This window comes from Streptomyces sp. NPDC017202, assembly GCF_044331705.1.
Classification (GTDB): Bacteria; Actinomycetota; Actinomycetes; order Streptomycetales; family Streptomycetaceae; genus Streptomyces.
On sequence record NZ_JBIRNP010000005.1, the window covers coordinates 177,678 to 193,029 of the forward strand.

The 15,352-nt window shown below is 75.1% G+C and carries 3 protein-coding genes; all 3 read right to left on the minus strand.

The window, feature by feature from the left end; all coding sequences use genetic code 11:
- Positions 1-9,132 (minus strand): amino acid adenylation domain-containing protein, encoded by a 9,132-nt coding sequence (locus tag ACH4N1_RS13435; protein WP_398096931.1) that lies wholly within the window; start codon positions 9,130-9,132, stop codon positions 1-3.
- The gene (locus ACH4N1_RS13440; protein ID WP_398096933.1) at positions 9,132-13,214 is read right to left on the minus strand and encodes an amino acid adenylation domain-containing protein; all 4,083 of its coding nucleotides are present in this window, start codon (positions 13,212-13,214) and stop codon (positions 9,132-9,134) included. Before ACH4N1_RS13440 ends, ACH4N1_RS13435 begins: the two co-directional genes overlap by 1 nt.
- 1,528 nt (positions 13,215-14,742) lie before the next feature.
- The gene (locus tag ACH4N1_RS13445) at positions 14,743-15,171 is read right to left on the minus strand and encodes a LuxR C-terminal-related transcriptional regulator (protein WP_398096935.1); all 429 of its coding nucleotides are present in this window, start codon (positions 15,169-15,171) and stop codon (positions 14,743-14,745) included.
- Between the last annotated feature and the right edge of the window lie 181 nt (positions 15,172-15,352).

The following is a 15,352-nucleotide window of genomic DNA, read 5'->3' on the forward strand; positions in this document are numbered from 1 at the left end:
TCAGGGGTGTCCGGCGGGCCGGAGCGGGGTGGCGCCGGCGGCGGCCGGGGCGGCCGCGAGGGCGGCGGCGACGGCCCGCACGTGGGGCTCGGCGACGAGTCCGTAGTGCGTGGCGTCGACGTGGTGGAGGGCGAACGGTGCGGGCAGGTGGGCGGTCCACGCGCCCGCGGGGGTCGGCTCCGGGGCGAGGGCGCCGTCCTCGACGGGTCGTTCGGCGAGCCACACGGTGGCGGGCGTCGTCTCGAGGCGGGGCGGCCGGTGCCCGGCCATGACCGCGAGGTTGGCGCGGCAGCAGTCGGCGAGGCGTTCGGCGTAGGCGCGGCCGGAACGGGTCAGCGCACCGCCGCCGTTGCCGGTCAGCTCGCGCGCGAACACGGCGTCGATCTGCCGTTCGTCGTAGGCGGCGAGCCGGTCGCCGGCGCCGGGCGGTGGCGGGTCGAGCAGGAAGACGGAGTCGACGGGCCGGCCGGCCGCCTCGGCGAGCGCCGCCATCGACAGGGCGGTCCAGGCCCCGAACGACCAGCCGGCCAGTCGCAGCCCGCGGTCCGGTTCCGGGAACGCGGCGCGCACGGCCTCCAGGTAGTGGGCGGCGCGGTCGGCGATGGAGCGGGCGGGCAGGCCGGGGTCGCGCAGTCTCGGGTCGGCGATCAGGCAGACCGTCAGCTCCTCGGGGAGGGCGGCGACGAGCGGGCGGTAGGCCTGGACGTCACCGCCGATCGGATGGAGCAGGCACAGTACGTCCCGGCCGGTGCCGCGCTGCCACACCTCGACGTCCACCGCGGCGGACGCCGGCGTGCCCGCGCCCAGGTGGCGGAGGATCTCGGCGAGGCTCACCCGGGGTCCGAGCCGGGACAGTTCGACGTCGGTGCCGTAGCGGCGTTTGACCTCGTCGAGCAGTTCGAGCAGGGTCAGCGAGTCGGCGCCCAGGTCGTACAGCGCGTCCTGCGGGTCGAGGGCGTCCACGCCGAGCAGGCCGGTCAGGAACCGGGTGAGTTCGGCCTCGGGGTCGCCGTGCGCTGCCGCCGCGGGGGCTGTTCCCGGTGTGACGGCCGGTTCGTAGAAGTGGTGTGCCCGCTCCAGGGGCGTGGTGCTGACCAGCAGGTGGGGCAGTTGCAGGTGCAGGGCCCGCTCGAACACCGCCGCGCCGTCGTCGGGGGTCAGCGCCACCGCGAGGTGGTCCTGGTGGCGGGTGCCGGCGACCGGGGCGCGCTGCGCCATGCCCACCTCGCGCCAGGCGTCCCAGCCGATGCTCAGGCGTACGGTGGCGTCACTGCCACCGGGGGGCGAGTAGTGGGCGCAGGCGTCCAGGCAGGCGTTGGCCGCGGCGTAGTCGAACTGTCCCACTCCCCCGTACCGGGCCGCCATCGACGAGCAGTAGGCGGCGTAGCCGGGGCGGTGTGCGGCGACGAGCAGCTCGACGAGCAGGGCCCCGCGCAGTTTGGCCGCGGTGGTGCGGCGGGCGGTCGCGGCGTCGCGGCGGGCGAGGAGCCGGCCGTCGGCGGTGCCGACGGCGTGCACGATCCCGGCGAGTTTCCCGAGGTGCGGGGCGAGCCGGTCCGCGAGGGCGGGCAGGTCGTCCGCGGCGAGGTCCGCCGCGACGTGCGTGACGCGGTCCCGATGGGGGTGCAGCGCGGCCGGGAGGCCGCTCCCGCGGGACAGCAGCACGACCCGGTTGCCGGGGTGCTCCAGCAGCCGCGCGGCCAGGGTGCCGCCGATTCCGCCGGTGCCGCCGAGTACCAGGTGGGTGCCGCCGGTCCCGGAGCGCGGCACGCCCGGAGGGGTGCCGGGGACGGTGACGGGCTGGACGGTGCGGTGCCACCAGAAGCCGTCGCGCAGGGCGGTCGCGGACGCGGGGAGCGTGTCGTCGAGCAGCAGGTCGGGCAGGTGGGCCGCCCATCGCGCGGGGTCCGGTGCGGGCAGGTCGGCCCAGCGCGTCGCCACCCCCAGTTCCTGTCGCGGGACTTCGAGAGCCGCGGCGAGCAGTCCGGCCGCGGGGGTGTCGACGGTGCCGCCGGCCGGCTGTGCCCCGTGGGACAGCAGCCAGACGCGCGGCCGGTGCGCCTCCGGGAGGTCGGCGAGGGCGCGGGCGAGTACCGCGACGGTGTCGAGGCAGGCCCACCGGGCCGCCTCCACGGTGTGCTCGTCGAGGCCGGTGCCGAGGGTCAGGGGCAGTGCGTGCAGCCAGTCGGTGCCGGCGCCGGTCCGCGGGGCGAGGCGGTCGAGCAGGGCGGCGAGCTGGCCGGGGTCGGCCGGGTCGGCCGCGTAGTGGTCGTCGGCGAGGCGGGTGAGGTCCTGACCGGTGCGTACGGTCACCACGCGTGCGTAGTGCCGCTCCAGGAACCGCCACGACGCGGTGTCGGCCCCGGTCCCGGTGACCACCACGGCGGTGCGCGGGGAGCGGGGGGCGCCGGTGCGGGCGCGGCGCAGCCGTGTCCACACCGGCTGGTGCAGCCACTGTTCGGCGGGCAGCCGCCGCGGGGTGGCGTCGGCCGGCCGGCCGGTCTGCGCGGTCTCCCCGGTCTGCATGGTCTGCGCGGTGGCGGACGCGCGCGGGAAGTCGTGGTCCGCGGTGTCGAAGGCGGGCGGCGGGAAGTTCCAGGGCGCGGGGGCGGAGGTGCCGGACGGGCCGAGGAGGTGCCCGTCCGTCCAGGCCCGGGCGAGGGTGTGCGGGTCGCGTTCCTGGGCCGGGAGCCGGTCGCGCGGGTCCGGCGTGGTGACGGCGAAGGCGGAGTCGAGCCAGGCGACGGCGGAGGCCGCGTCCGGGCAGACCGCCGCCGCGCGCCGGCTCAGCGCCGGCCGGCCCGCCTGGAGGTGGCGCAGCACTCGCGGGTAGTCCCGCGGGTGCGTCCTCAGGTGGGCGGCGATGCGCCGTGCGTCCTGGCGGACCGCGGCCACGGAGCTGCCGGACAGCACCAGGCAGGGCACCGCCTCGTCCGGGGCGGGGCCGGTGGCGGCCGCGGGCCGCGGGTGTTCCAGGAGCAGGTGGGCGTTGGTCCCGCCGATGCCGAAGCTGCTCACCGCGGCCACTCTCGGCGTGTCGTGCGGCCAGGTCTCGGCCGTCGCGGGGACGCGGAACGGGCCGTCGGCGATCTCGGGGTTGAGCCGGCCGAAGCCGACCGTGGGCGGCAGGACACCGTGGTGCACGGCGAGCACGGCGCGGACGAGGCCGACGAGGCCCGCGGCGGCGCCCAGATGGCCGATCTGGCTCTTCACGGAGGAGAGTGCCAGGCGTGCGTCGTCCGCCAGGCCGTAGGCCTCCCGGAGCGCGGCGGCCTCGACCGGGTCCCCGAGCCGGGTGGCGGTGCCGTGTGCCTCGACGTATCCCACGTCGGTGCCCTCGCGTCCACTGCGGGCGAGCGCCGTCCGGATCGCCTCCCGCTGCCCGGCCCGGGAGGGGGCGCTGTAGCCGAGTTTGTCGCCGCCGTCGTTGTTGACGCCCGAACCCGTGACGACCGCGTAGACGGTGTCGCCGTCGCGGCGGGCGGCGGAGAGCCGCTTGAGGACGACCACGGCGGCGCCGCTGCCTCCGACGGTGCCCTGCGCCTCGGCGTCGAAGGGACGGCAGTGCCCGTCGGGCGAGAAGATGTGCTGCGGCCGGTAGGTGTAGCCGTCGGTCAGTTCGGTGTCGACGAGGACACCGCCGACGAGCATCACGTCGGCGTCGTCCTCCCGCAGCATGCCCGCCGCGACGTGCACCCCCACGAGCGAGCTGGAGCAGGCGGACTGGACCGTCAGCGCGGGACCGGTGAGGCCGAGGTGGTAGGCGGCCTTGGTGGCGAGGAAGTCCTTCTCGTGGTGCAGGGCCAGCCGGAAGCCGTCGGGCAGCGCGTCGGGGTCGCCCTCGCGCAGCATGCGCTGGAAGTAGGTGTTCTCCCCGCAGGAGGCCACGAGCCCGATCCGCTGTGTCCCCGGGTCGCCGAGCCCGGCGTGCGCGAGGGCCTCGACGCAGTTCATCAGCAGGTGCCGCTGCTGGGGGTCCATCAGCCGCGCCTCCTGCGGGCTGATCGTGAAGCGGCCGGGGTCGAAGGCGAGGGGGCCGCGCAGCTGGCTGCGGGCGCCGACGCGGCCGGCGGCCGCGGGGAAGTGCTCGATGCCGCGCCGGCCGGAGGTGACCAGGTCCCAGAAGGAGGCGAGGTCGGGGGCGCCGGGCAGTCGGACGGCCATGCCGACGACGGCCACGGGATCGTCGGTGCGCCGCTCCGGCGTACGTGGCTGAGGTGTCCGTCCCTCCGGCGTTCGCGGCGCCGGCCGCCCGGGCCGGTCCCGGCCGTCGAGGAATCGCGCCAGGGCGCGTGGGGTGACGTGCTCGAACAGGTCGGGCACGCCGAACGGGAGGTCCCCCTCCCCCGCGCACCGCAGCTGGAAGCGCATCAGGTCCAGGCTGGTGGCGCCCGCGTCGAAGAACCGCTGGTCCACGGCGGTCGTCCGGCCGGTGGCCTGTTCGAACAGGTCGGTCAGCCGCCGTTCCAGCGGGGTGAGGGAGGCGGTCGCGCCGGCCGGTGGCCGCAGGTCGTGGCCCGGGGCGGTGAGCGCCGCCCGGCGGTCCGCCTTGCCGCTGGGGGTGCGCGGCACGTCGGTCAGGCGGCGGAAGCGGGTGACGCGTACGTGGGCGGGCAGCAGGCCGGCCAGGTGGCCCGCCAGGTCCGCGGGGTCGGGGTCCTCGCCCCGGCACTGCAGGGCCGCCACCAGCCGGCCGTCCTGCACCGCCGCGATCGCGTTGGTCACGCCGGGGTACCGCAGCAGCGCGGCCTCGACCTGCCCCAGCTCCAGCCGGTGCCCGCCGAGCTTGACCTGGCCGTCGTCGCGGCCGGCGTGGTGCAGCAGGCCCCGGGCGTCGAAGCGGGCCCGGTCCCCGGTGCGGTAGAGGGTGCCGAGTTCCGGGTCGTCGAGGAACCGGTCCTCGTGCGCGGCGGCGTCGCCCAGGTAGCAGCGTCCGGCCATCGGACCGCCGACGAGCAGCTCGCCGGTGACGCCCGGTGGCACGGGCAGGCCGCCCTCGTCGACCACGCGCAGCACCGCGTGGGACACGGGCCGGCCGATGGCGGGCCGCTCGGGCCAGTGGGCCGGGTCGCCCTCGAGGCACAGGCCGGTGACGACGTGGGTCTCGGTCGGCCCGTAGTGGTTGAACAGGCGCGCGCCGGGCAGCCCGGCGAACCAGCGTCGGATGGCGTCGGTGCACACCAGCTGCTCGCCCGCGGTGACGACCTCACGGAGGCGGGACGGGAAGCGCCCGGTACGCACGCCGTGTTCGGCGAGCAGCTGCAGGGCCACGTACGGCAGGAAGATCCGCTCCGCTCCCCCGGTCTCCAGTTGTTCCAGCAGCGCCGGTACGTCCTGCCTCCAGGCGGGTTCCACGAGCCGCAGCAGCCCGCCGGAGCACAGGGTGGTGAGGATCTCCTGGAAGGAGACGTCGAAGGAGAGCATGGAGAACTGCTGGGTGACGGCGGGGCGGGCGAGGCCGCCCTCGGTGCGCTGCCAGGTGAGCAGGTTGCACAGGGTGGCGTCGGGGACCTGGACGCCCTTGGGGGTGCCGGTGGAGCCGGAGGTGAACAGGGTGTAGAGGGGGCGCAGCGCCGGGTGCCGGTGGGGCACGGGCGCGGCCTGCGGGTTCCTGGCCAGGGTGAGCGGGTGTCTGGGAAGGGACGGCGGTGCGAGGGCGTCGAGCGCGTCGAGGTCCCCGGGGGCGGCCAGGACGCACACGGGGTCGGCCTGGTCGAGCACGTGGCGCAGCAGGGCCGGCGGGTAGGCGGGGTCGAGGGGGACGACGGTGACGTTGAGGCGGGCTGCGGCCAGGAGGGCCACGACGTGCTCGGCGGACGGCTGGAGGTAGAGCGCGACGGACGCCGGCGCGGCGGGGTCGGACGGGACCCGTGTGCGCAGGGCGGCGGCCAGCTCGTCGGCCTGGGCGTCGAGTTCGGCGTAGGTGAGGCTCACTTCGCCGGAGCGGACGGCGGGTGCTCCGGGGGTGCGGGCCGCCTGCCGGGCGAAGCCCTCGGCGACAGTGGTGAAGTCGGGCCGCGGTGTGCCGCCGCGGCCGTTGTCGGGCAGGGAGTGCCGGTAGGGGGCGACCAGTTCGCGCAGGGTGGTGCCGTCGTCCGCGACCAGGTGGTCCAGGGCTTGGCGGAAGAGGCGGGCCGCCGCCTCGGCGCGCTCGGCGCCGAGGTCGTCGCGGTACTCCCACAGGCAGTCGAAGCCGGCCTCGTGCTCGACCACGGAGAGCGTCAGCGCGCACTTGGCGCCCAGGGGTTCGGGCCACAGCGGCCGTGTCTCGCAGCCGTCGAGGCGGAGCGTGGAGAACCGGGTGTTCTCCAGGACGAACAGGTAGTCGAACAGCGGGGTGCGTTCGCGCAGGGCGGGGCCGGTGAGGACGTCGGCGAGCGCGACGTCGTCCGCGGCGAGGACGGTGCGGACGGTGTCGGCGTGCGCGGTGAGGTGGGCCGTCAGGGAGTCGTCCGGGGTCGTGGCCAGGTCGAGGAGCACGGTGTTGGCGAACATGCCGACGGTGTCGGCGAATTCGGGGCGGGGCCGGTTCGCCACGGGTGCGGCGATCAGCGGGCGGTCCTGCCCGGTGACGCCGTGCACGCTCGCGGTGAACGCGGAGACCAGGAGCTGGAACCTGGTCAGGCCGAGCTGTGCGGCCCGCCGGTCCAGCGCGGTGCGGCGGACCAGGTCCAGGGAGGTGCGCAGCAGTCCGGCCCGCGGCCGGCCGGGTCCCGCGGGGGCGGGCAGCGGGGGCGAGGGCCGCGGCGTGCGGTCGTAGCAGGCGAGCAGCTCCGTGCGGCGGCGTGCGTAGGCCTCGGTGGCGTGCCAGGTGTCCTGCCAGCGGGCGAAGTCGGCCGGGGTGGTGGCGGGTTCGGAGTGGGGGGCGATGCCTCGGCAGGCGTCGGTGAGGTCGCGGAGGAGGAGGTTGAGGGACCAGCCGTCCACGGCCACGTGGTGCAGGTGGAACAGCAGGAGGCCGCCGTCGGGCCGCTGCACCCATCCCGCGCGCAGCATGCGCGGGTCGGCGAGGTCGAAGCGGTGGGCGAAGAAGCGGTCGGCGGTCCGCTGCCAGGATTCCCCGGGAGCGGTCTCCGGCCGCTGCCAGGGGTCGTAGGGCGCTTCGGTGCGCTGGAGCAGGCCGTCGGGGGTGGGGACCAGCCGGGTGCGCAGGGCCGGGTGCCGCTCGACCAGCGTGCGGAGCGCGCAGCGCAGCGCGGCCGTGTCGACGGGGCCCTCGGTCCGGAAGACGAGGGGGACGTCGTAGGAGCGGTCCGCGGGGTCGCGCTGGTGCAGCAGCCAGAGGCGTTCCTGCTCGCTGGTGGCCGGTGCGTCGGGCCCGGTCCCGCCGGCGGGTACGGGCGGGTGGCCGTCCGCCGCGGCGCCGGGGGCGTGGACGGCGTCGGCCAGGGCGGCGAAGTCGGCGCGCAGCACCAGGTCCTGGGGGAGGTCGGCGCCGAAGCGGCCGAGGATCTCGAAGCGGAACCGCAGCGCCTTCAGGGAGTCGCCGCCGCTGGGGATCCAGCGGTCGTCGGGGCGCAGGCCGGTGACGTCGAGGATCTCCTCGGCGATCTCCAGTACGGGCCGCTGTCCGGCGGTGACGCGGGCCGCTCCGGCGCGGCTGCCCCGCCAGGGGGTGCCGGCGTCCCGCAGCAGGGCTGCCTGGTCGACCTTGCCGTTGGCGGTCAGCGGGAGTTCGGTCACGAGGTGGGTGTGGTGCGGGCGCATGTACACCGGCAGGGATGCGGTGAGGTGGCGCTCGTAGGCGTCGTGGGAGAGGTCGTGGGAGGGTTCGTCGCCCAGGACGAGGAAGGCCACCAGCTCGTTGCGGTCCGCGCCGTCGCGCCGGGTGCACACATGGGCCCGGCGGACCGCGGGGTGGGCCAGCAGCTGCCGTTCGACCTCGCCGGGTTCGATGCGGAAGCCGCGCACCTTGACCTGCCGGTCGGCCCGGCCGACGTAGGTCACCCGGCCGTCGGCGTCCCGGCGGACGAGGTCGCCGGTGCGGTACCAGCGGCGTGGGGTGCCGTCGTCGCCCGGCAGCCGGACGAAGGCGTGTCCGGTCTGCTCGGGCAGGTTGCGGTAGCCGCGGGCCAGGGCCGGCCCGGACAGCCAGAGTTCGGCCACCTCGCCGGGCCCGGCGGTGCGTCCGTCGTCGGTCCGCAGCAGGACGCCGGTGCCGGGCAGTGCGGTACCGATGGGTATCTCGTCGCCGGTGAGGTCGCGCGGGACGGGGTGGCACAGGGCGAACGTCGTCGCCTCCGTCGGCCCGTAGACGTTGTGCAGGACGGTGCGGGAGGAGGGGTTGGCCTCGTACCAGCGGCGTACCAGGGGTGCGTTGAGCCGTTCACCGCCGATCAGGACCTGGGCGGCGCCGGCGAAGCAGCCGGGCACCTTCTCCACGACCGCGTCGAACAGGGCGGCGGTGATGAACAGCGTGTCGATGCGGCGGGCGCGCAGTGCGTCGGCGAGCCGGTGCGGGCTGTGCACCCGGGTGTCGTCGAGGACGACGCAGGCGCCTCCGGTCAGCAGCGGGGTCCAGACCTCGAAGCTGAGGGCGTCGAAGGCGGGGTTGGACAGGCAGGCGTAGCGGGCGCCGGGGCGCAGGTCGATGTAGCCGGGTTCGGCGAGGCGCAGCACGCCGTCGTCGGTGACCTCGACGCCCTTGGGGCGGCCGGTGCTGCCGGAGGTGTAGAAGACGAAGGCGGTGCCGTCGTCGTCGCGCGCGGCGGCGCTCTCGGCCGGGTGGGTGCGGGGGGCCGGTTCGTGCGGGGCGAGGAGCGTCTCGGCGGAGACGTCGTCGGGTGCGCGCGGCTCCTCACGGACCACCGCCACGGCGGCGCTGTCCCGGAGGATGTGGCGCCGGCGGTCGGGCGGGCTGAGCCGGTCCAGGGGGACGACGGTGGCTCCGGCGCGGCGGATGCCGAGCAGGACGCAGACCAGTTGCCAGGAGCGGGGCAGGGCGACGGCGACGGCGTGTCCGGGGCGGATGCCCAGGGCCCGCAGCCGTGCGGCCACCCGGCCGCTGAGCAGGTCGAGTTCGGCGTAGTCGAGCACCCGGGCGCCGTCCTCGACGGCCACGGCGCGGGGTGTGCGGCGGGCCTGGGCCAGGACGGCGGCGGCGAGCGGGCCGGGGGGTACGGGCTGGTTCATCACGCCTCCCGCGTGGACGTGGTCAGGGGTCGGGCGTCGGCGTGCCTGGTGTCGTGGTGGGCCAGTTCGGCGGCGAGCAGCGCGCCGACGCGGGCGGCCCGGTCGCCCTCGAGGACCTCCCAGTGGTCGCACTCCATCGTCTCGACGCGGAAGTCGCCCTCGGCGCGGCGCCGCCAGAAGTCGCGCACCTCGGCGTGGAAGGGGGTGTCGGTGCCGCCGGGCACGGCCTGGGCGAGCACCAGGCGGGCCGGTGAGACGGCGGGCAGGTGGTCCCGGGCGGTCAGCCGGTTGTGGTTGTAGATCCGGAAGTAGCGTTCGACCTGCGCGTCGTCGATACCGGGGTACATCCCGTTGAACCGTACGAGCTTGTCGCGGAACTCGGCGGCGTCGACGGCCGTGATCTCCGCCCGGGCGGAGGCGTCGTCGGTGGCCTGGGTGTCGAGCAGGACGACGCTCACGTCCCGGCGTCCGGCCCTGCCGAGCAGGCGTCCCATCTCGTGGGCGACGAGGCCTCCGTAGGACAGTCCGGTGAGGACGAGGGGGCCCTCGCCGAGGGGTTCGAGGAGGCGCAGGTACTCCTCGGCCATGGCCTCCACGGTCGGCAGGACGTCCTCCCCGGGGTTCACTCCGGGCGACTGGATGCCGTAGAGCCCGGCCCGCGGGGGCAGGAAGGCGGCCAGGGGCAGGTAGCAGAAGGCGGTGCCGCCGGCGGGGTGGACGCACACCACCCGGCTCGCGGTACCGCGGCGGAACTCGACGAGGCTGCCGGGGGCGCGGTGCTCGCCCTCCTCTCGCAGCAGGGCGCCGAGCGATTCGATGGTGGGCCGCAGCATGACCTCCGCGACGGGCAGCGGGCGGCCGAAGGCCTCGGTGACCCGGTGGGCCATCTTGATGGCCGACAGCGAGGTGCCGCCGATGTCGAAGAAGTTGTCGCCGACGCCGATGCCGGGGTGGACCAGGATGTCCCGCCATATGCGGTACAGGGCGTGTTCGACGTGGTCGCGGGGGCTCGCGGTGTTGACCTGGTCGGAGGTCCGTTCGTGCACGAGCCGCAGGAGTTCGGCCCGGTCGACCTTGCCGCTGCGGTTCAGCGGCAGGGAGTCCAGTTCGAGCACGACGGCGGGGATCATGTAGTCGGGCAGCCGGCGGGCGAGCGCGGTGCGCCGGTCGTCGGCGGGGCGGTCGGGCGCGCTCCTTCCGCCGATCCCGGCGACCAGCCGGGGCTGTCCGGCCGCGTCACGGTCGGACAGGACCACGGCCTCGCGCACACCGGGCAGGGCCATGAGCGCGGCCTCGACCTCGGCCGGTTCGATGCGGAAGCCGCGCAGCTTGATCTGGTCGTCGGCGCGCCCCGCGTAGTGGGCCTGGCCGTCCTGGTCCCGGCGGGCGAGGTCGCCCGTGCGGTAGAGGCGTTCACCGGGCACGAACGGGTCCGGCACGAAGCGTTCCCCGGTCAGGTCGGGGCGGCCGAGGTAGCCGCAGGCCAGGGACGCGCCGCCGAGGTAGACCTCCCCCACCACCCCCGGCGGAACCGGCCGCATGCGGCTGTCGAGCAGGTGGAAGCGGGTTCCGGGCAGCGGGCGGCCGATGGGGCACGGCCGTTCCAGCGGGCGCGGGTCGTAGTAGGCGGTGCTGTACAGGGTCGCCTCGGTGGGACCGTAGCCGAAGCAGATCCGCAGGCCGGGCAGGTGCTGCGTCATGCGGTGCAGGGCGGCCTCGGTGAGGGACTCGACGCCGGTCAGCAGGGTGCGCAGCGACAGGCCGCGCAGGCGTTCGGCGGGGTCCTCGTCGATCCACTTGACGTAGGCGGGCGGCAGGAACGCCTGGACGATGCGGTGGGTGCGCATCCACGCCATCAGGGCGTCCGGGTCGCCGCGCAGTTCCTCGGGGACGATGTGCAGGACCCCGCCGGTGGTCAGGGGCAGCAGCAGTTCGTGGATCGAGGCGTCGAAGCCGATGCTGGACCAGGCTGAACCGGCGTCTCCGGGCGCTGTGCCCATGCGCTCGTGCCAGACCGCGAACAGGTTGAGGACGCTGCGGTGTTCCACGGCGACGCCCTTGGGCCGTCCCGTGGATCCGGAGGTGAAGATGACGTAGGCGGTCCGGTCCGGGGCCCGGCCGGCGTCGGCCGGCGGGTGCTCCCCGGTCGTCCCCTCGGCCTCCACGGCGGCGAGGTCCAGCCAGTCCCCGGGGCGGTCCTCCGCCGCGTGGTCGCTGAGCACGAGGGGGCAGGCCGCGTCCGCGACGATCCCGGCGAGGCGTTCGCGGGGCTGCTGAGGGTCGAGGGGGAGATAGGCGGCGCCCGTCTTGAGGATGCCGAGGATGCCGACGGCCAGGTCGCGGGTGCGGCGCGCGTGCAGCCCCACGACGTCTCCGGGGCGGACGGACCGGGCGGCGAGGGCGTGGGCGAGCCGGTTGGCGCGCTGGTCGAGCGTGGCGTGGTCCAGGGTGCCGTCCCCGTCGACGACCGCGGTCAGGGTGGGGTGCCGGCGGGCCCTGGCCTCGAAGAGGGAGGTGATCCCGTCGGCGGTGCGCAGGGCGGCCGCCGTCGGGTCGGAGGGGGCGGGAGCCTCGGGGGCGGAGGAGCCGGGGGCTGTGGGATCGGAGGGGGCGAGGGTCGTGGGACCGGAGGGGGCGGGGGCTGTGGGATCGAAGGGGGCGAGGGTCGTGGGATCGGAGGGGGCGGGGGCCGTGGCGTCGCCCTCCCGGATCAGCCGGAGCCGCTCGTCGGGCTCCATCAGCTCCAGGTCCCCGACGTCGCGCTCGGGGTGCCGGGCCAGGTCGGTGAGCAGATGGCGCAGGTGGGCCGCCCAGCGCCGGGCGGTGGCGTGGTCGACGAGCGCCGTGGCGTAGTCCAGGTGTCCGGTGATCCCGCCCTGCGACTCGGTCGCCGACAGGGCGAGGTCGAACTTGGCCGGGGCGTGGGCGATCGGGAGCGGTTCGGCCTCGATGCCGGGCAGCCGCAGCAGGTCCCGCCGGTCGGGCACCCACGCCAGCATGGTCTGGAACAGGGGGGTGCGGGAGGCGCTGCGCGGGGGGTTGACCAGTTCGACGATGCGCTCGAAGGGCAGGTCCTGGTGGTCGAGGGCGTCGCGCACGACGGTGCGGGTGCGCTTCAGCGCCTCGGACACGGTGGGCGCGCCGGACAGGTCGATGCGCAGCGGCAGGGAGTTGACGAGGAATCCGATGAGAGCGGAGGCGCCGGGTCCGCGACGGCCGGCGACCGGGCTCCCGACAACGATGTCCTCCTGCCCGGACAGGCGGGACAGCAGCACGGCCCAGCCGGTCAGGACGGTGACGAACAGGGTGGCGCCGTGCCGGCGCGCCAGGCCGCGCAGAGCGGCGGTGGTGCGGGGGTCGAGGGTGAACTCGACGCGCCCGCCGTCGTAGTCCTGTTCGGCCGGCCGCGGACCCTCGACGGGCAGTTCGAGCGCGCCCGGCGCGTCCCGCAGGGCCTGTTTCCAGTACTCTTCCTGGTCCGCGAGAGCGCCGCCGAGGACGGCTTCGCGCTGGGCGCGCGCGTGGTCGGCGTACTGGGACGGGAGTGCGGGCAGGGGGTCGGGGGCGCCGGTGAGCGATGCCGTGTAGAGCTCGGTGACCTCTCGCATCATCACGTTCATCGACGCACCGTCGTAGATGCTGTGGTGGAACGTCAGAAGCAGCACGTGGTGCCGGGGGCCGAGCGTCAGCAGGCGGCCGCGCCCGAGCGGTCCGCGCTCCAGATCGAACGCCTCCTTCGCTTCGCGCAGTTGGCGTAGCCGCACGCCCTCCTGCGGGTCGGCCTCGGCGCTGAGGTCCTCGAGGGTGAGCGCGAAACCGGCGCCCGGCGGGTCGATGTGCTGACTGACGCCGCCCGCCTCCGCCACCAGGCGGGTCCGTAAGGTGGCGTGACGCACCGTCAGCGCGTCGAAAGCCGCTTTCAGGGCGTGCCGGTCGAGCGGACCGGTGAGCGTGAAGGCGATGGTCTCGTTGTAGGCGACGCTCGCGCCGGGGAGCTGGGCCAGGAACCACAGGCGTTGCTGGGCGAAGGAGGCGGGGCTCGCCGCAGGAGCGGGCTGAGCGGGGTGGGGGGCGTGCTGCACCGGTAAGACCTGGCCTTCCTGTCGGGGTGGGACCCGGGCGCAGTGAAGAACGGCATCACGCGTGATGCCGTGAAGCGGAGGAATCCCCGGTCGAGGTTCCGGGGGGTCCGGGAAAGTGGCGGTCGGTCACCTGGTCATGTCGTCGTGCGGTCACGCGAATTCCGAGGTTCTCGTGACATGGCTGAGATCGTCATTTACCAACGGAGGGCATGTCAACACTTGACTTTGGCGGGCCCGTTCGCATAGTCGCCGGTGTCGATTCACGGCCGCACGTGACGGAACGGGAGACTCCGGACGAAGACGCGTCACCCGGCGTACCACATTCACGCAAATTGACTTGTCAGGGTTTCCCCTCTTGTGTTCCCGGCCACCCCGATCGCATGGACGGCGGCGGCCCGTCCGGTGGCGACCAGGGTGCCGTCGAGGACGACACCCCCCGGGCCGCGGCCCGCACGGCGTCTCGTGCGGGGTCGCGGCGGACTCGGCGGGACGTCCGACCCCTCGGCCGCTCGGCGTACCGCGCGCCCCGCCAGAAGATCGCCCGCTCGAACCGGTCGAAGCCCTCGCAGGGTATTGCCCCGGAACGACTCGGTCCGGAAGATGCCGCTCCGCATCGGCCGTCACATCGTCAATTTCCTTTTCATCGGTGACAGTTGCCGGCCACTTGCCGTCAGCCGTCCGTTATCCGTCACCATCTGTCCGCTATCCGCCGTCACGGGAGTCCGCGATCGAGTCGACGGCACCCGCGTCGGCGGACCGGCCCGAGTCCCGAATCGGCACGCCTGGGACCGGGGCGCCGCGAGGGACACGGACGAGGCAGGATTCCTTTCCGGTCCGCCCCCGGAGCACCACCTCCAGGACGCCCGCCGAAAGCCCGGAACCGGCCACCCGCCCGGCCTCGGCCCGGCCTCGGCCCGGCCGCGCGAAGTCCTGGAGCGGGGGCGGGAGAGGGGCCGAAGAACGGACATCCGCGGCCCTCGACGCCACCGCCCCCACATTTCCGGGAATGTAACGGAGTTGATCGAGGCGCACCGAAAGAAGCGAACAAGGAAGGCCTCACCGAAAAGAATCCCATTCCCTTCAAGAATCACCGTACCGATGGTGGAAAATCATCCGGGGAGCGCCGGCCGGAATCCGCGACAAAGGGGCCGAAGAATTCCAGAGAATACGGACAAGACTTTCCGGAGTGTTCTTCCGGTCGGCGGGCACGGGAGGCCGGTGCCCGTGGCCCGGCCCCCTCCGGGCCGCCGGAGCGACGGCCGCCGTCCAGGCTCCGGCGCTCCGGTACTCCGGCGCTCCGGTACTCCGGCGCTCCGGCGCTCCGGCGCTCCGGCGCTCCGGTACTCCGGTACTCCGGCGCTCCGGCGCTCCGGCGCTCCGGCGCTCCGGCGCTCCGGCGCTCCGGCGCTCCGGCGAGGATCGAGCCGCGCCGGGGCCACGGCTCCGCCCTGGATCCGCGGCAGTGCTCACCGCGGCCTGGAGGTGCGGGGGGGACCGCGACGGTCTTCCGCCGCGGCCCGGCCGGGTCTCACCGTCGCGGCGTTCCCTGGTGTCCAGGGCGGTGTCCAGGGCCGGAACGCTCGCGAAGGCCTCGGGCAGCGCGCGGCGCGAGTTGATCCCGAGCTTCGTGGACACCTTCCGCAGGTGCCACTCCACGGTCCACGGTGTGCGTGCTGATGAACAGCTCCCCACCGATCTTCACGTTCGTCATGCCGTCGGCGGCGAGGGCCGCGATCTGCGACTCCTGGGGGGTCAGGTCGGCGGTCAGGTCGGTCACCCGCGTCCGGACGTGCTCGCCGGTGGCGATCAGCTCACGGCGGGCCCGCTCGGCGAAGGCGTCGGCCCGCATGCCGTCGAACATCTCGTAGGCCGCGCGAAGGTGCTCGCGGGCCAGGGAGGGACGCCGGTTCCGGCGCAGCCACTCGCCGTAGAGCAGATGGGTGCGTGCGACCTCCACGACCACGCGGCCGCGGCCGAACTCCTCGATCGCGGTCCGGTAGAGCCACCACGGACCCCGTCGCCGCTGTCGCCGTCGCCGCTGTCGCCCCGGACTCCGAACGCCCTCCGACCACCGAAGCCGCGACGGCGCGGACCGACGCCCCCTCCGAGGAGGCGGGTCCCGGACGGAGTCGCGTGCC

Excerpts from the sequence above, each read along its gene's own strand:
- ACH4N1_RS13435 (WP_398096931.1), bottom strand. The coding sequence starts at position 9,132 with ATGAACCAGCCCGTACCCCCCGGCCCGCTCGCCGCCGCCGTCCTGGCC.